Source organism: Pseudomonas sp. HLMP, assembly GCF_046365545.1.
Taxonomy (GTDB): Bacteria; Pseudomonadota; Gammaproteobacteria; order Pseudomonadales; family Pseudomonadaceae; genus Aquipseudomonas; species Aquipseudomonas guariconensis_B.
In genome coordinates, this window is the sequence record NZ_JBDLLR010000001.1 from 1,259,420 (window position 1) to 1,275,359 (window position 15,940).

Annotated in this window: 15 protein-coding genes, 1 tRNA gene and 1 pseudogene; 7 read left to right on the plus strand and 10 right to left on the minus strand. The window is 59.8% G+C overall.

The features are described 5' to 3' along the window. The first annotated feature begins 33 nt into the window (after positions 1 to 33). From ABFA30_RS05985 to ABFA30_RS06005, 5 genes are all read left to right on the plus strand, one after another. Positions 34 to 879 (plus strand): peptidylprolyl isomerase, encoded by an 846-nt coding sequence (locus ABFA30_RS05985; protein WP_410045227.1) that lies wholly within the window; start codon positions 34 to 36, stop codon positions 877 to 879. A 66-nt stretch (positions 880 to 945) separates the two neighbouring features. Continuing rightward, positions 946 to 1,935: a GTP 3',8-cyclase MoaA gene (moaA, locus tag ABFA30_RS05990; protein WP_410045228.1), complete on the plus strand. Its 990-nt coding sequence runs from the start codon at positions 946 to 948 to the stop codon at positions 1,933 to 1,935. Positions 1,936 to 2,099: 164 nt separating this feature from the next. Continuing rightward, positions 2,100 to 3,050 (plus strand): TAXI family TRAP transporter solute-binding subunit, encoded by a 951-nt coding sequence (locus ABFA30_RS05995; RefSeq protein ID WP_225786574.1) that lies wholly within the window; start codon positions 2,100 to 2,102, stop codon positions 3,048 to 3,050. A 28-nt stretch (positions 3,051 to 3,078) separates the two neighbouring features. Further along, a complete protein-coding gene (locus ABFA30_RS06000; protein ID WP_410045229.1) occupies positions 3,079 to 5,106 on the plus strand; it encodes a TRAP transporter permease in 2,028 nt (675 codons plus the stop codon). Then, positions 5,103 to 5,519, plus strand: a complete 417-nt coding sequence (locus tag ABFA30_RS06005; RefSeq protein WP_253090694.1) for a DUF1850 domain-containing protein — start codon at positions 5,103 to 5,105, stop codon at positions 5,517 to 5,519. Before ABFA30_RS06000 ends, ABFA30_RS06005 begins: the two co-directional genes overlap by 4 nt. 255 nt (positions 5,520 to 5,774) lie before the next feature. On the opposite strand, the gene ABFA30_RS06010 is transcribed toward ABFA30_RS06005, so the two are convergent. The 4 genes from ABFA30_RS06010 to ABFA30_RS06025 all read right to left on the minus strand — a co-directional run bounded on the left by ABFA30_RS06010 (position 5,775) and on the right by ABFA30_RS06025 (position 10,627). Next, positions 5,775 to 6,773 carry an Abi family protein gene (locus tag ABFA30_RS06010; RefSeq protein ID WP_253090695.1) on the minus strand — a complete coding sequence of 333 codons (999 nt, stop codon included), beginning with the start codon at positions 6,771 to 6,773 and terminating at the stop codon, positions 5,775 to 5,777. Between the two features lie 1,188 nt (positions 6,774 to 7,961). Then, on the minus strand, positions 7,962 to 8,951 hold the full coding sequence (locus ABFA30_RS06015; protein WP_410045230.1) for a hypothetical protein: 990 nt from the start codon (positions 8,949 to 8,951) through the stop codon (positions 7,962 to 7,964). Between the two features lie 153 nt (positions 8,952 to 9,104). After that, positions 9,105 to 10,028 (minus strand): tyrosine recombinase XerC, encoded by a 924-nt coding sequence (gene xerC, locus ABFA30_RS06020; RefSeq protein WP_410046030.1) that lies wholly within the window; start codon positions 10,026 to 10,028, stop codon positions 9,105 to 9,107. Beyond that, positions 9,935 to 10,627, minus strand: a complete 693-nt coding sequence (locus ABFA30_RS06025) for a hypothetical protein (protein WP_410045231.1) — start codon at positions 10,625 to 10,627, stop codon at positions 9,935 to 9,937. The genes xerC and ABFA30_RS06025 overlap by 94 nt, the downstream gene beginning before the upstream one ends. A gap of 7 nt (positions 10,628 to 10,634) precedes the next feature. Between ABFA30_RS06025 and ABFA30_RS06030 the strand changes: the two are divergent. Together ABFA30_RS06030 and ABFA30_RS06035 are read left to right on the plus strand one after the other, a co-directional pair. After that, a pseudogene (locus ABFA30_RS06030) lies at positions 10,635 to 10,970 on the plus strand (terminase); the annotation flags it as partial. After that, the gene (locus tag ABFA30_RS06035; RefSeq protein ID WP_410045232.1) at positions 10,970 to 12,010 is read left to right on the plus strand and encodes a phage portal protein; all 1,041 of its coding nucleotides are present in this window, start codon (positions 10,970 to 10,972) and stop codon (positions 12,008 to 12,010) included. The pseudogene ABFA30_RS06030 and the gene ABFA30_RS06035, both read left to right, overlap by 1 nt. A 506-nt stretch (positions 12,011 to 12,516) precedes the next feature. Here the strand turns inward: ABFA30_RS06035 and ABFA30_RS06040 are convergent. The 6 genes from ABFA30_RS06040 to ABFA30_RS06065 form a co-directional block, all read right to left on the minus strand. After that, entirely contained in the window at positions 12,517 to 12,798 is a 282-nt protein-coding gene (locus ABFA30_RS06040; protein ID WP_410045233.1) for a hypothetical protein, read from the minus strand. Beyond that, complete coding sequence (locus ABFA30_RS06045) at positions 12,795 to 13,037, minus strand: hypothetical protein (protein WP_410045234.1); 243 nt, start codon at positions 13,035 to 13,037, stop codon at positions 12,795 to 12,797. The genes ABFA30_RS06040 and ABFA30_RS06045 overlap by 4 nt, the downstream gene beginning before the upstream one ends. A gap of 193 nt (positions 13,038 to 13,230) precedes the next feature. Then, a complete protein-coding gene (locus tag ABFA30_RS06050) occupies positions 13,231 to 13,584 on the minus strand; it encodes a hypothetical protein (protein WP_410045235.1) in 354 nt (117 codons plus the stop codon). A gap of 248 nt (positions 13,585 to 13,832) precedes the next feature. Next, positions 13,833 to 14,375 carry an ImmA/IrrE family metallo-endopeptidase gene (locus ABFA30_RS06055; protein ID WP_410045236.1) on the minus strand — a complete coding sequence of 181 codons (543 nt, stop codon included), beginning with the start codon at positions 14,373 to 14,375 and terminating at the stop codon, positions 13,833 to 13,835. An 869-nt stretch (positions 14,376 to 15,244) separates the two neighbouring features. Further along, positions 15,245 to 15,320, minus strand: a tRNA-Thr gene (locus tag ABFA30_RS06060). Between the two features lie 97 nt (positions 15,321 to 15,417). Further along, positions 15,418 to 15,660 (minus strand): hypothetical protein, encoded by a 243-nt coding sequence (locus tag ABFA30_RS06065; RefSeq protein ID WP_253090696.1) that lies wholly within the window; start codon positions 15,658 to 15,660, stop codon positions 15,418 to 15,420. Positions 15,661 to 15,940 lie beyond the last annotated feature (280 nt).

The window sequence follows — 15,940 nt, forward strand, 5'->3', positions numbered from 1 at the left end:
CGAGCCCCCGCACTGGATGAAGGAGGCCCGAACATGGGCATTGCAAATACCCACGAGCAGCTGCCGGATGCCGCGACGCTGATCGCGACCAGCGAGCTGCAGTGGCCGCGTATCACGGTCAATGGCGTGGCCCTCGAAGGAGCGGCGATCGCCCGCGAGCTGCAGTACCACCCGGCGCCGAGCCGCGAGGAGGCGATCTTCCTGGCCAGCCAGGCGTTGGTGGTGCGTGAACTGCTGCGCCAGCGCATCGCGCAACTGGGCTTGCAGGCGCAGTGCGTGCAGGGCGAAAGCGAGGAAGAGGCGCTGACCCGGATGCTGATCGAGCAGGAGCTGCAACTGCCGGGTGCCGACGAAGCCATTTGCCGGCACTACTACGACAACAACCGCGAACGCTACACCAGCGCGCCGCTGCTGGCCGTGCGGCATATCCTGCTGGCCTGCGCCCCGGACGATGCCGAGGCGCGCAGCCACGCCAGGGCCTTGGGCGAATGCCTGATCGCCCAGCTGGCCGAGGATGGCGCGCGCTTCGCCGAGCTGGCGCTGGCCCATTCGGGGTGCCCGTCGAAAGAGCAGGGCGGGGCGCTGGGGCAGATCAGCCTGGGGCAGACCGTGCCTGAGTTCGAGCGGCAACTGCTGCGCCTGCCGCCAGGGCTGGCGCAGCAGCCGCTGGAAAGCCGCTATGGCGTGCACCTGGTGTGGGTCGACCAGCGTGTCGAAGGCCGTGCGTTGCCGTTCGCGGTGGTGCACGAGGCGATTCGTGCCGAGCTCGATCAGCGCGTGTGGCAGGTGGCGGTGGCGCAGTACCTCAAGAACCTGGTCGGCCAGGCTGATATCCGCGGCATCTTGCTCGATGGCGCGGATTCGCCGTTGGTTCAATAGCGTTTTGCGCGCCTCTTCGTGGGTTTGCCGGCGATGGGCTGCCAGGCAGCCCCAAGGACTCTCCGAATGAACACCCCGCTGCTCGACGGCCACGGCCGGAAAATCGACTACCTGCGCATCTCGGTCACCGACCGCTGCGATTTGCGCTGCGTCTACTGCATGGCCGAACACATGCATTTCCTTCCCCGCCAGCAGGTGCTGAGCCTGGAAGAAATCGAGCGTGTGGCGCGGCTGTTCGTCAGCCAGGGCGTGCGCAAGATCCGCCTCACCGGCGGCGAGCCGCTGGTGCGCCCTGGCATCGTCGGCCTGTGCGAGCGTATCGCGACGCTGCCGGGCCTGCACGAACTGGTGATGACCAGCAACGGCTCGCAACTGGCCAAACTGGCCCATCCGTTGGCCCAGGCTGGCGTCAAGCGCCTCAACATCAGCCTCGACACCCTCGACCCCAAACGCTTCCGTGCCATCACCCGCACCGGTGAGCTCGACCGTGTGCTGCACGGCATCGAGGCGGCATGCTCGGCAGGTTTTGCCGCCATCAAGCTCAACACCGTGGTGATGCATGGCCGCAATAGCGACGAAGTGCCCGCCTTGGTCGAGTTCGCCATCGCCCACGGCCTGGATATCAGCTTCATCGAGGAAATGCCGCTGGGGGACGTGGGCCGCTCACGCCACGAAAGCTATTGCGCCAGCACCTGGGTGCGCGAGCGCATCGCCGAACGCCATGCACTGATCGACAGCGCCGAGCAGAGCGGCGGCCCTGCCCGTTACGTGCGGGTGAGCGGGCATCCTGGTACGCGCATCGGTTTCATCTCGCCGATCAGCCAGCACTTCTGCGACACCTGCAACCGCGTGCGCATGACCGCCGAGGGGCGCCTGCTGCTGTGCCTGGGCCATGAGCACGCGCTGGACCTGCGCGGGCTGCTGCGGCGCCATCCTGGTGATGACGCGCCCGTGCTCGAGGCGATACGCCAGGCCGTGCTGCGCAAGCCTGCCCGGCACCGGTTCGACAGCGATGAGGTGCAGGTGCTGCGGTTCATGAATGCCAGCGGGGGATAGGGTTTGTACGAACTGGCCAGATGCTGGCGGTCTGCAAGACAGCCCAATTAGAGAGGCCTTTCGTGTAGGGCCGGCGAGTGTCGATCGCAAAAGCTGGGCAGGACCTGCCGATTCGTTCTAGGTTTATTGGCGCAGGAAAAAGAACAATAAGTGGAGACTTCGCCATGAACCGAGCCCTTCGACTGGCATTGGCCAGCACCGTTTTTGCCGTCTGCGCCACGGCCCAGGCCGCGCCCACCTTCATCAACATCCTCACGGGCGGCACCAGCGGTGTCTATTACCCCATCGGTGTGGGGATATCGCAGATCTACAGCCATGGCATCGAGGGCAGCAAGACCTCGGTCCAGGCCACCAAGGCCTCGGTGGAGAACCTCAATCTCCTGCAAGCCGGGCGGGGGGAGCTGGCTTTCGCGCTCGGTGACTCGGTGGCCGATGCCTGGAAAGGCGACGCCGAGGCGGGTTTCAAGACGCCGTTGAAGAAGCTGCGGGCCATCGCCGGTACCTACCCCAACTACATCCAGATCGTCGCCAGCAAGGAGTCGGGGATCGAATCCCTGGATGACCTCAAGGGCAAGCGCATCTCGGTGGGCGCGCCCAAGTCCGGCACCGAGCTCAACGCCCGCGCCATCTTCAAGGCCGCAGGGCTCAGCTACCAGGACATGGGTAAGGTCGAATACCTGCCCTATGCCGAGTCCGTCGAACTGATCAAGAACCGCCAGCTCGACGCCACGCTGCAGTCCTCCGGGCTCGGCCAGGCAGCTATCCGCGACCTGGCTGCCACCTTGCCGGTGGTGTTCGTGCCCATTCCCGCCGATGTGGTGGCCAAGATCGGCAACAACGCCTACCAACAGGCCGCTATCCCCGCCGGGACCTATGATGGGCAGGACGCCGAGGTACCTACCGCAGCCATCAACAACATCCTGGTCACCCATGAAGGCATCAGCGACGACCTGGCCTACCAGATGACCAAGCTGATCTTCGAAAACCTCCCGCGACTGGTCACGGCCCATGCCGCGGCGAAGGACATCCGCGTGGAAAATGCCGCGACGAACCTGCCGATCCCCCTGCATCCTGGCGCGGAGCGTTACTACAAGGAAAAGAACCTGCTCCCCTGAAACCATCGTCGAACCGTGGGAGCAGCGCATGAGCGATACCACCCAAGGCCTGCAGGCCAGCACCGATCGATGGCCTGCCACTCTCTTCGCCGTCGCCCTGGCGTTTTCGATCTTCCAGGTCGCCACCGCGGCCTTCCCGTTGATCTCCACCCAGGTACTGCGGGCGGTCCATGTGGGGTTCCTGCTTCTGGTCGTATACCTGAGCTACCCGCTCGCCGGCCATCGCCGGCCCTGGCAGCCCATGGCCTGGCTGCTGGGGCTCGCGGGCATGGGCACCGCGTTTTACCAGTGGTATTTCGAAGGTGAGCTGATCCAGCGCTCTGGCGAGCTGACCACAGGCGACCTGGTGATCGGGCTGGTGCTGATCGGCCTGGTGTTCGAGGCGGCGCGACGTGTCATGGGCATTGCCCTGCCGATCATCTGTGCGTTGTTCCTGGCCTATGGCGTGCTCGGCCAGTACCTGCCGGGCGAGCTGGCTCACCGGGGCTACGGGCTGGACCAGATGGTCAACCAACTGGCCTTCGGTACCGAGGGGCTCTACGGTACGCCGACCTATGTGTCGGCCACCTACATCTACCTGTTCATCCTGTTCGGTGCCTTCCTCGAGCAGGCGGGGATGATCCGTCTGTTCACCGATTTCGCGATGGGGCTGTTCGGCCACCGCAGCGGTGGCCCGGCCAAGGTCTCGGTGTTTTCCTCGGCGCTGATGGGCACCATTACCGGCTCCGGAGTCGCCAATGTGGTCACCACCGGTCAGTTCACCATCCCCCTGATGAAGCGCTTTGGGTACGCGCCAGCCTTTGCCGGTGGCGTCGAGGCGACGGCCAGCATGGGGAGCCAGCTGATGCCGCCGGTCATGGGGGCAGTGGCTTTCATCATGGCCGAGACGATCAACGTGCCTTACGCCGAGGTGGCCAAGGCGGCGCTGATCCCGGCCTTGCTGTATTTCGGCTCGGTCTACTGGATGGTCCATCTGGAGGCCCGGCGCAGCCAGTTGCACGGCCTGCCACGCGAGCAGTGCCCAAGCGCCTGGGGGGCGTTGCGTGAGCGCTGGTTCCTGCTGGTGCCGCTCATCATCCTGGTGGCCTTGCTGTTCTCCGGGCGCACGCCGCTGTATTCGGGAATGGTCGGGCTGGCCCTGACAGCCATCGTCATCCTGGGTTCGGCGATCATCCTGCGCGCTGGCAAGACCTGGCTGCGGGTGGCCTTCTGGATCGCCCTGGGTGTGCTTTGCTCGGGTTTCTTCCGCATGGGCATCGGCGTCATCCTGCTGGTGATCGCCGCACTCGCTTTGGCGTGCTGCTTCGTCCAGGGCGGCCGGGCGACGCTTCGCGCTTGTGTCATGGCACTGGTCGAGGGCGCGCGCCATGCGGTACCGGTGGGCATCGCCTGCACACTGGTCGGGGTGATCATTGGCGTCATCTCGCTGACTGGCCTGGCCACTACCTTTGCCGGCTACATTCTGGACTTGGGGCGCGACAACCTGCTCTTGTCGTTGGTGCTGACCATGTTCACCTGCCTGGTGCTGGGCATGGGCATCCCGACCATTCCCAACTACATCATCACCAGCTCCATTGCCGCCCCGGCCTTGCTGGAGCTTGGGGTGCCGCTGATCGTCTCGCACATGTTCGTGTTCTACTTCGGCATCCTCGCCGACCTTACCCCGCCGGTGGCGCTGGCATGTTTCGCCGCCGCGCCCATCGCCAAGGAAAGGGGGCTGCTGATCAGCATCTGGGCAGTGCGCATCGCACTGGCCGGGTTCGTCGTGCCGTTCATGGCGGTATACGATCCGGCGCTGATGATGCAGGGCGATAGCTGGAGCGCCACCCTGTACATGCTGGTCAAGGCCATGTTCGCGGTGACGCTCTGGGGCTGTGCCTCGATCGGCCACCTGCGAGGGCCCATGCCCTGGTGGGAGCGCCTGTTGGCATTTGCCGCTGGTGTGTCGTTGATCCTTGCGCTGCCTATCAGCGACGAAGCGGGCTTCGCCCTGGGGGCGATCGTGCTGGGCTGGCATTGCTGGCGACAGCGTCCGCCTACCCAGCAGCCGGCATGACCAGCTTGTGCATTGGGCTCGCGGGGGTGGTCTGGGTCAGCCTGCCGCTGCACGACTTCACCCTGGCCTGGCAGCACAGCATCGAGAAGATCCGCTGGGAGGAGGATTACCAGGTGACGCCTGCAGGCTTGGTCCTGGGCGAGGCGCGCGTGCGCGGTAATGGCGCAGGCATGGACATCCCGGACGATGCCCGCCTGCGTGATGGTGCTTGGCATTACCATCGGCAACTGCCACCCTTGCAACCCCTGCGCGCCGGACGCACGCCCGAGGCTGGCGATTACCAGGTGTGTGCCGCTGGCCGATGCCAGTGGTTGTCGGACTGGTTGGGACCACCGAAACAGGACGTCGCCGCCGTGGACTTCTGGGCTTGCGAGCGACCTCAGTCGGACCCTCTGCGAGTTGCACAGCCCTGATGCCGGCCAGGCTGTGCAGCAGAACCGGCTTGCCATGTGTTCGCGTTCGATCGGGGGCGTTAGCGGCTCTCCTATGATCGCGACGTTCTGCCTCAGGGGGATGGGGCAGAAGGTGCCGCGCAGGGTCAGCATGTAGTTGCGCGGCTCGCCATACCAGTTGTTGCGGTCGATGGCGCCGATGGTCTGGTAGTACTTCTTGTCGAACAGGTTGTTGCCGTTCAGCGCCGCTCAGGTAGGGCCCAGCCGATATGAGCTTCAGTTGGACAATTGCCAGAATGGGTCTTGCTGCCAGTTGGGGGGAAAGCCCATCGCTCGCAGGTTGGTTTCTGGAAAGTCCGCCAGTAAATCATGCAATCGCCTATCCCAGCTGGTGTGTGGGCTGACCCGGCGCATCAACAGGTTGAGCATGCACAACACGGGAAACACCCGTGTGTGTTGCCCAGGCTCTTGCAGATGCTGCGGCCAGGGGAAGGTGACTGTCTTTGGCAGCTCAGGTCGAATGCCCAGCTCGCGGTTCCACAGCCGCGCATGGTGCGCGCAGATGTTGCGGATGGTGGTCAGGGTATGGAGCCAGGACTGCAGCAACGGGCCAGGTAGTTCCAGGCGGCGGGCAATGGCTTTCCTGTCTGCGTCTCGCGCCAGGCCTTTGAATAAGTGCGAGAGGTCCCCTAGGGTGATTTCTTCCATGGCGGCCCAAGCGGGCATCAGGCCTGGCGCGTCATAGGTCAGCGCATAGTGGCGGGCATAGCTTTCCTTGGCGCGTAGGTTTTTCAGCTGCTCTTTGCGTCCTGTGGATGCCTTAGAGGCATCGATGCGCCGACATTCGCGCTGATGATCCTGGCATGCCTTGTCCTGCTTGCTGCGAATGCTGTCCAGCAGCTCCGGATGTCGATAGCTGCTTTGAAACAATTGGCGCTGGAGATACCAGTGAGCACCGTGGGTCGGTCCCATGTGGTTGCTGATTGCGGCGCGTGCGGCGACTTCGATGCGCTCGATGGCATCGATGACGAGCAGGCGCAAGCGTCGATCGAAGTCGTACAAACGGGTGAGGTCGCGTAGTCGGGTGCCGGCTTTGAAAGCGTGGTCAGCATCTTCCGGAATCTGGAAGGGGCGCATGTAGGGCGTCAGGCGAAAGAAGCTGACTGCTTCGAGAAAGCAATGCGCCTTGGCTTCATCCTGAATGCTCAAGCCCCGTTGTTTGAGCAGAGCCAGCTGCGCAGGAATGTCGATGGCAGGTTTTTGGAAGGGCTTCATGCAAAACGGCCAGGTAAAAAAAACCCGCTCAATTTGTGCATAGCTGCCGAGGCAACCATAGGCATGGCGGGTGTGTTGTGCGCAAGGGTATGCAGTGCTGCGCAGTTTTGCAAGGTAGTTTGGCACCGTGCTGATGAGAGGGGGAGGTGAAATCGGGGCAGCAAATCACTTACTCCCTCCCGTCAAGGCCCGCTGCGGGCTCTAGCCGCTGAGGGTGCATTGCACGGTGTGTAAGGATTTGCAAAAGAAATGTCACGCGATTGTACGGCGTGACTGAGGGCACGGCGGGGTGGTTTGCGCAAGCCGCACGAGCTGCCGGATTCGAATCGTACTTGGGCTGAACCACCGCGGTTGCGGCGTGGCTTTTCAGGTTCTGGGCTACATTTTGCTGCATCGCGCCCGTGCGTTATGTGCCAAGGCCCTATAGTCGTCGATGATGTCTTGCCTGCAATCATCCCCATAGTCTTCGTGAAAATCCCTTTGGAATGGCGCCGCGTGAATCACTGCGTATCTCTCATGCCACCCCCCGGGTTGGGTGATGAGCGTGTGAGGAAGAGCTGCATCGAATTGGTCGGCGGTGATATCCAGATTGTACCCTTCGAGCCTCAGCCAGATGTGCCGTTGCTCCCTATCTTCCTTCAACTCACCCGTTACCACGTCGATGGTAATGCCCTCGTGTCCCTCGCATAGAAACCACGCCAGCAGCAAACTCGCGAATTCACAGCAGTTCGTGGGGAACATGGAGAATAGGCCGAACGCAAACCATCGCGGAGGGGTTTGCCGGAACGCCTTTGAGAACGCCATAGCTGAATGCACAACGCCTTGCGCAAGGTTGGGGGAATTCGCCATCTGAGTCACATCTCGCAGCCAAAACAAAAAAGGCCCACCTTTCGGTGAGCCTCTTGAGTACTACGTATGGTGCCGGCACCAGGAGTCGAACCCGGGACCTACTGATTACAAGGCACCTGCACACAACAATGAAATCAAAGACTTAGGTCGCTTCCTTGTTACGTGCAGGTGCCCGAAAAGCCAGTGTTTTCAAGGGGATGTGAGGGCTTGTTACGCGAGTGAACGAGGTGGCTTGGAGGCGGCAGAATGGAGTTCTTGGATGTCTGTCGTGGTCCCCCACCTCCAGCGGAGGCGGAGGTGGGAATTCCAGCAAATGGCAAGCAGTAATCTAAAGTTAGTCTATTCGACCGAGCGCGGGAGAAACTTGAAATATTCGCAGTACTCATCGACTTGAGATAGCTTATGAAGCTTGTTTAGTTGATCTTCTGCATATTTCATTTTGATGTTTGTTCGCGTGAACATATAAAACACATACGTGAAAGCAATGACCAGTAGAGAAAGTAACGCTCCCTTTACTGACAGAAAGGCGGCCCAAAGGTTTGTGATGGAAAATTCCGGAGCGCTAGTGGCCGGCATGAATGTCAGTGGATAAATAACTCCGAAAATAAAAATAAGCCCTACTAACAAAAGCGACCAGGTGATCTGAGGCGGTGATTCCGGGTTACCTCTAGCCGACTCTAGGAACTCCGCAACTATACGTGCGTGATGCTTGGCTTCCAGGTGACATTGAGTAATGCGATCACGCTCCTCATGGAGTGCAGGCCATGGAGTGCTAAAGTCCGGGATATTGAGAACGGTCCGAGGAGCTGACAGGGAAGAGAAATCGGGCATGCTTCCTATTAACGCATTTATGGCAGCATGACCAACTAGCTTGCCGCTTTCCGCTTCTTTTCGGGCTCTTTCCCGCGCCTCCTTTTGCAGACGTTTATCAATGTTCGTTTGACAAACGAATTCAACCTCTTTCCTCAAATTCTCCAGAATAGTTTTCTTTTCTGTGAATATTGAAAATTTGGCCTCCGTGAATATGGAAAGCAGATTCTCATCTGTAATAATCGCGGGGTCTTCTTCAACAACGGCGCGTATTTTTCTGGAACAATCTGCGTAAGCCGCAGCATTTATATGCTTGTTGTACCAGTCAAAATTAATTGTACCTATCTTGTCGAGAATTTTTTCCGCCTCGACTGTCAGGCTTTTCATTCTGTTATTTTTTTCAGTAAAAGTTGCCTGGTTTGCAAATATTTTAGCAATAATGAAGGCGCCGATTATACCGACTATTGCTGCTGTCGATTGCGACAATGTGCTAAAAAACCAGTTCCAATCAGCCGTCATGATTACGATCCTTACGAGCGAGAGTAGAGCTGCCTGATGGCAAGTCGCTACTCTAGCTCTGCCGCCAATTAAAAACGAGCCGCTGCCAGGTATATTCCTACGCGACGCTTGCCTGGCATTTTTAGGGAATGGTGGTGAGCCGAAAGCCGTAATCTATGGCTTAGGCGAATTGGCGGGGTCCACAACTGGAAGGCTGTGATCATAGATATCGAGCATGGCTTCGTCGCGATGTCCGCTGGCCTCCTGCTTCTGCGCTCGAGTACCTGGTGTGTCAGTGATGCCGCGGCGCTTGAGGTCGTGCAGGCCGTAACGCTCCTCCTCAAGGAGCACCCCGGCCTCGATCGCCTTTGTCATGAAGCGCTGCCAGGCGGTGTCCAGACCTGACTTGCTCAAGGCCATTCCATGGCTGCCGACGATCAGCGGCCGGCGCTCTGGACGCAGGGGAGTAGGGAAGCTGCGGGCAGTCCAAATTCTATGGCGGTACGCCTTCGCCTCGTCCCACACGGCACGCAAGCGAGGGGTCCAACGGACAATGTTGTCCCTGCTGCCTTTGCGGCGATTGGTCTGGACGCCTTCCTCCAGCTCGTTGGCGTCAGTCAGGGTGACGACCTCGATGCCGCGGAGCCGGCACAGGTAGGCCAGCTCCATCGCAATGCTCAGGTAGGCCGGACAACTGCCCGGCTCGTTGCGATGAAGGCGGCCGAGCGCCTTGGCCCGGTCGATCATCTCTTCCATAACTGCCACAGACGGCAGGCGGCGCTGCCTGCGCTCCTTTGGGGCTTCGACTCCTAGAGCGGGGTTACTGTCCAAGTAGCCGCGGTTCCGTCCCCACTGGAGCACGCGGCGCAAGTACCGCAGCACGTGGGCGGATTTCGACGGGGTGCCCTCGCTCGCGATCTTGTCCACCAGTCGCTGTACCAGGGCTGGGGAGAATCGGCGTACGGCCAGCTCGCCCAATGGCTTGCCCATCCTGGTGTCCTGGTTCACCAGGACATTTCGGCAGTACTCGTAATCTTCTCGCGTGCGGGGTGACAGCTCATCTTTGAACTTGGGGCTTTCGTGGAATTGTTGGCACAGATATTCGGGTCATTAATACTCTGCATCCGAGGGTAGAGAGTATCGATCTCCGTTTTGGTGTACACGTCCGTCAGTCCGTAGCCTGCGGCCGTGGTCGGGTTCGACGCAGCAACCACACGACCATAGGCATCGACCTGTACGCTGCGGTAGGTGCCAGCATTCACGCCCGTACGACCGTAGGCCATACCGAAACTCAAGGCCGTCGCGCCCAGGGATATGGTCGCATCGGTCAGTAACTGCCAGGCGCTATCGCCGTTGATCGTACCGCGCTCCACCTGCACGAACAGGCCAGGCGTCACCTTGGCGCTGGTATTGGCGTCCGTCGCACGCGCCCAAGGCCCGCCGGCGACAGCTAGGTAAATGCCGTTGTCCTGCGCGGCGTCTTGGTTCTTTACCAGCACCCGTGATCCTGCCACCAGCACCACCCCGTCGACCGTCTGCAGGCCACTCAGCGTGATGTTCCCTGTGGTGGCCGCGACTACTGAGTGCTTGAAGTCCTGTTTCGCCAGTTCCTCAGTCACCCACTCGCGGGTCGCCAGGACCACGCTCGGGTCGATTTTGAGCTGCACGTTGCTGGAACTGCTCACGATCAGGTTCATGCGCACCATGGGCAGCGCCGTCGCGCAGCTGGTGCGCCAGTTCTTCCCGGCGCTGCGCACCTTCAGCTACAACCCCGAGGTCAAGACCCGCCTGGTCATGAAGGCCTGGGACGTGATCAGCAAGGGGCGCCTGCAGTTCGATGCAGGCGCAACCGACATCGCGCAATCGCTCATGGCCATCCGCAAGACCGTCACCCCAGGCGGACGCCAATTTACATACACCGCGGGCCGCAATGAAGCGACCGGCCATGCTGACCTGGCCTGGGCGCTTTTCCACGCGTTGCACAACGAGCCGCTCGAAGGGCAGACCGCAACCAACACACGCATCATGGAGATCTTCTGATGGGCAACATCGATCAAGCCGGCGCTGTACCGGCGCCCGCTGGGGAGCTGCTGGCCAACCCTGGCGCCCGCGCCGAGGCGTTCACTTTTGGCGACCCAACACCCGTCCTGGACGGCCGGGAGATACTGGATTACCTGGAGTGCTACAACAATGGCCGTTGGTATGAGCCCCCGGTTTCCCTGGACGGCCTGGCCCGTTCTTCGAAGGCCAGCGTCTACCTGCAGTCTGGGCTGATCTTCAAGCGAAATGCTCTGGCCCGGACATTCAAACCCCACAAGCTACTGAGTCGTCAGGCCTTCGAGCAGATTGTCATGGACCTGGGCTGGTCGGGGAACCTGTACCTTGAAAAACGCGACAACATGTTACGCGATACCCTCGGGCTCCGGCCGTGCCTGGCTAAGTACATGCGGCGGGGCTCCGATCTGGAGACCTACTACCAGGTGCGCGGCTGGCGGGACGACTACGAGTTCCGCGCTGGCAGCATCTGCCACTTGCGCGTGGCCGACATCAACCAGGAGGTATATGGCCTGCCAGAGTGGTTGCCGGCTCTCCAGGCCGCGCTGCTCAACGAGTCGGCCACACTGTTCCGGCGCAAGTATTACCAGAATGGCAGCCACGCTGGGTTCATCCTCTACATGACGGATGCTGCCCAGAATGAGGACTTCGTCGACGACCTGCGCAAGGCGATGAAAAGTAGCAAGGGGCCGGGCAACTTCCGCAACCTGTTCATGTACGCGCCCAACGGTAAGAAGGACGGCATCCAGCTCATCCCGATCAGCGAAGTGGCGGCGAAGGATGACTTCGGGGCGATCAAGAACATCAGCCGCGACGACCAACTGGCCATGCTGCGGATACCGCCGCAGCTGATGGGGGTGGTGCCGCAGAACGCAGGCGGGTTCGGTTCGGTCCGAGATGCCGCAGGTGTGTGGGCGGTAAACGAGCTTGAACCAGAACAGGCCAGACTGCTGCAAATTAACGACTGGTTGGGCGAGGAGGTGGTTCGGTTCAATCCCTATGAACTGCCATCAAGCGCAACCTAGACCGTTAATCCTGCAAAGGATCTCCACCATTACTTCGACGGAGTCGCTCTACCTGGCTGCGCAGCCACCACCATCTGCGGCGTAGCCGACCGGGGTTACTGAAAGCTCGTCCCCCGGCGATGCGGATAAAACACCCGCCTCGTCCGTGGTACTTCTGATGCGATGCACTGTAAGGCGCGAGCTCTGCATGCAAGGTGATCGTGCATTCCGATCGGGAATCCAAGCGCTTTGGAAGTCCGGGCCAGGGGTCAGGCCCATCTGACCAGTCAGTGATACCCCCATCGGCACCCACTACACCTACGGAGGTGATCTCAATGGCATGAGGACTGAGGTTCGACACTGAGACGATATCGTCGCGGCCAATGAAACCTAGATGAAGCTTGATACTTGTTCTCCCCTTCCAGAGGGCGAGTAGGGAGAAGCCAAGACCAGCGAAAGCGGGTACACGGGCCCACCAATCCCCATCTTTATCAACTAATGCGATCAGCCAATCCCATCCCATCTCTTCACCCTAATGAGGGGTCGTCATACTGCAACTGCCGGAGCCGCCCATCGGCGGCGTTGGCGGTAAGCAGATAAAGTCGTTCGATCGTCGCCATGTCCAGTGCCCGAGCCAACTCCAGCCCCTGGATTACTCCCTCGACTCGCTCTTGAGCCATAAGGCAATTCATGGGCGTGGAGGCATCCTCGATACGCATCAACAGCTTCGTCAACTCAGCCGCCCAACCCGCCGGCAGGAGTAAACGAGCGAGCTGCTGACGTACGACTTGATCGAGCTCTTTGCTCACTGAGACTCACCGCCTGCGGGGATGGCCTTGGCTCCCGTGAAAGCACCTTTGTCGATCAGCTCTTGCAGCTTCTGGTTCGCGGGGGCGGCTTTCGCTCTCCCCAGGTGATACTCAGCATATTGGCTGCTGCCGTCTTGCATCACACAAACCGCTAGGATCCTCCACCCCTCGTCGAGTAGGCGCTGCGCTTGGGTTTGGCCGTTTACCGTTCGCAGTTCAGTTACGTTTTCAATCGACATCAGCTAACTCCTCATGGTTTTGACGAAGCAGTTTAGACGGCCTGACACGTTTCTGCGGTAGCTGAACCGAGCCCGGCGCACGCCTTTGTCCCTCAGGTTCAATTCCGATGAGGTGCCGGCCGGTAACGTAAGCTGAGTCGTTTAAACTGAAAAGCCGCCCTCGAAGGCGGCTTTTTTGCGTCGGGTGAGGCGGTCACTTGCCGCGCATCGTCTTTATAAGCTTACCGATTTCCTGAACTAGCACAGCGATGGCTCCGTAATCCTCAGGAGTCTCCTTCTCAGTGCTTTCCTTCCCGATCCGTACGAAGTTCGTCACAAAACGCGCAATTGTGATGAACAGGATGATGGCTAGGGCTGAAGAGAACGAGGCCGGAATAAGCGGCGCTAGCATGGTGAAGTAAAGCTTTTCGTTATTAGGCGTTTCAGATTTGACTGGAGTCTCAACCGGGGAGCTCGGAGCCGCTTTGGACGGCTTTGCATTATTGACAGGAGCGTTCGATACAGGCTGCTTTGCTATGGCGACAACCTGCTCAGGGTGCTTCGCCATGAATTCCTGATGTTTGTCGTACGCCCCGAGAAAATGGCACCCGACGTACATAGCGAATCCCAAGCACCCTATAGCAGAAGCGGACATCACGAAAAGCGCACCAAAGGCGAACCAACGGCTCCATGCCATTCGCTTGATAGATTCGTTTGTAAGTCCCGCATCAGGAGTGGACGCCTGACTTGGAGACGCGTGTCTTGGCCCCCCCAAGTCGCTCGCACCGAATCCTACGCTTTCGTCAGTGCCATCGCTCATCGAACAAGGCCAAGATTCTGCAACCTGTAAGACATTGCGGCGTTGGACACACCGAAAGCTTCCGCCAACTGCTGAACAGTGGGCGAACCGATGAACATCTCACGCACCTTTTGCTCAGGCATGATCAGCTCAGCTGCAAAAGTATTGGCCGCTCGCTCTACCGGATCGGAGTTGCCAAACGTGGTGTCACGTAAGCGGTTCTTGTCTTCGTGCACATGGCGAAGCAACACGTGCCCCAGTTCATGCGCGACCGTGAAACGGTTCCGGTAACTGATTTCGTCGCCGTTGTAGTCGCAAAAATACGCCCAGCCCTCGCCGGTGTTCTCAAGCGATGCCTGACCGCTCGCGGTTCCGAGCGAAAAAGAGTTCTGCCGGCGAACCCGAATAGGCACGTTCTCTACCGCGCCAGTTGCGTCGTTCTTTTTATAGACTACGAGTGCCTGGGCAATCACCTCAGGCTTGACAGGGAGATTGCCATCCCAGGCGAGCTGCAGTGCCTGCTTCGCAAATTCAACCGCTTTCTGCGTAGAAACAATCATTTAGCCCTCCTGTATCTGCTATCTCGTCTGAGCCGTGGCCATGATGGACGGCGCGAGATTATAGCGGTTATGACAACTATTACTACACCGTTATCACAACGTTTTACATCATTCAACCAAATTGGTTGCTGTACGTTCATACAGTATAAACGATTTTGAGCCTGTGGACACCAGGTGAGCGCAGTGTAGTCGCTGACCGCCAATACGCGAGGCTCGCCCGCCTGTCGCTGAGCCCGGCGCGCGCCCTCGTCCCCCCGCCACGCCTGCGGGCTAAACGTGTGGGAAATTCCGCGCCCCTGCAGCCAGGGCCAAGCCGCCCCGTCTTTGGGGTTTGGCAGGTTATGGGGTGGGCGCCAGTTCTGCGAATCCCTGCGCCGTGAGTGTTTTTGGTGGCGAAGGGGGAGCCGTGCCGCTTCGTTCTGGGGGGAGCCGTGGGAAAAAGGTAAGTTTTCGTCGGGAGCGCTTGGTGGGGGTTGGGATGCCCGGATTTACTGGGCTTGGTCGCTAACTTTTGATGGTTAGGAATGGTTAGGACTGAGGTTAGGGATTCTCAAGTGCCTGATTTTAAAGGGATTTATTTTTGAGAAACTGACTATAGGTAAAGGTAAGGAAATTACTATTACTTAACCAAAACCTAACTTTTAGAGGTCTTCTGGAAGCCAGAAACGGAGAGGGATGCAGCCTGTTCGCAAGAAACCTAACCGACCTAACCTTTTTCCGATGGGTCAACATCAAACGGCGGTCGCCCCTAGGGGAGGCTGGTCGAGGGTGACGCGCAGATCAGCGCTTACACACACCTCTTGTTACGTCGGTTGTTACGCGCACTGCCGAAACGACATGAAGAAACGCACGTAACACCTTGATAAATATGGTGCCGGCACCAGGAATCGAACCCGGGACCTACTGATTACAAGTCAGTTGCTCTACCAGCTGAGCTATACCGGCATAGGGGCGTCATTATAGCGATGGATCGGCAACTGTAAACCACTTCTTGCGATCATCGAGCAACACCCTAAGTTACCGGCTAGAAAGAAGAATTTTCCTACCAGCCACGGTGGATGGTGTTGACGCCCGGCTCGGGCTTGCCAGGGTTGAAGAACAGTTTGTCGTTGTCACAGCCGCGCTTGCGGCACGGGGTGTCGACCTGCAGGGGCAGGCCGTGATCTCCACCGAGTTGCATGCCGGGCATGCTCCAGCCCAGGGAAGGGGTATTGGAGGCGTCATTGGCACAACCGGCCAGGGTCAGGGCGAGGGCGAACAGGGCGAAGGACTTGGCTTGGTTCATGGTGGTTCGTTCGTGGGTCGGTCTTCGTCGGGAGGCGCTGGAGGGGTGTCGCAGGCCATGCAATTGATGCCATACGCGCTGGGCGATGGCGAGTATCCATAGGTATGGCTCGGGCCCGGAAAACGGCATCCAGCGCGCCTGCCTGGCACGCTTATGCACAAGCGGCATGCCGGGCTTGCGCGAAAAGCATGCCGATCGACACTGCCGTCGGTCTTTGCGCAAAGGCCTGTTTTCCTTGGTTTTCGAGCGGTGGGTGGAATAAGCCGAGCGGCTGAAATAG

Coding starts and splice junctions, on each gene's coding strand:
- ABFA30_RS06010 (WP_253090695.1), bottom strand. CDS start 6,773: ATGAAGCCCTTCCAAAAACCTGCCATCGACATTCCTGCGCAGCTGGCT.
- moaA (WP_410045228.1), top strand. CDS start 946: ATGAACACCCCGCTGCTCGACGGCCACGGCCGGAAAATCGACTACCTG.
- ABFA30_RS05985 (WP_410045227.1), top strand. CDS start 34: ATGGGCATTGCAAATACCCACGAGCAGCTGCCGGATGCCGCGACGCTG.
- ABFA30_RS06055 (WP_410045236.1), bottom strand. CDS start 14,375: ATGATTGTTTCTACGCAGAAAGCGGTTGAATTTGCGAAGCAGGCACTG.
- ABFA30_RS06065 (WP_253090696.1), bottom strand. CDS start 15,660: ATGAACCAAGCCAAGTCCTTCGCCCTGTTCGCCCTCGCCCTGACCCTG.
- ABFA30_RS06045 (WP_410045234.1), bottom strand. CDS start 13,037: ATGTCGATTGAAAACGTAACTGAACTGCGAACGGTAAACGGCCAAACC.
- ABFA30_RS06005 (WP_253090694.1), top strand. CDS start 5,103: ATGACCAGCTTGTGCATTGGGCTCGCGGGGGTGGTCTGGGTCAGCCTG.
- ABFA30_RS06025 (WP_410045231.1), bottom strand. CDS start 10,627: ATGAACCTGATCGTGAGCAGTTCCAGCAACGTGCAGCTCAAAATCGAC.
- ABFA30_RS05995 (WP_225786574.1), top strand. CDS start 2,100: ATGAACCGAGCCCTTCGACTGGCATTGGCCAGCACCGTTTTTGCCGTC.
- ABFA30_RS06000 (WP_410045229.1), top strand. CDS start 3,079: ATGAGCGATACCACCCAAGGCCTGCAGGCCAGCACCGATCGATGGCCT.
- ABFA30_RS06015 (WP_410045230.1), bottom strand. CDS start 8,951: ATGACGGCTGATTGGAACTGGTTTTTTAGCACATTGTCGCAATCGACA.
- ABFA30_RS06050 (WP_410045235.1), bottom strand. CDS start 13,584: ATGGCGAAGCACCCTGAGCAGGTTGTCGCCATAGCAAAGCAGCCTGTA.
- ABFA30_RS06035 (WP_410045232.1), top strand. CDS start 10,970: ATGGGCAACATCGATCAAGCCGGCGCTGTACCGGCGCCCGCTGGGGAG.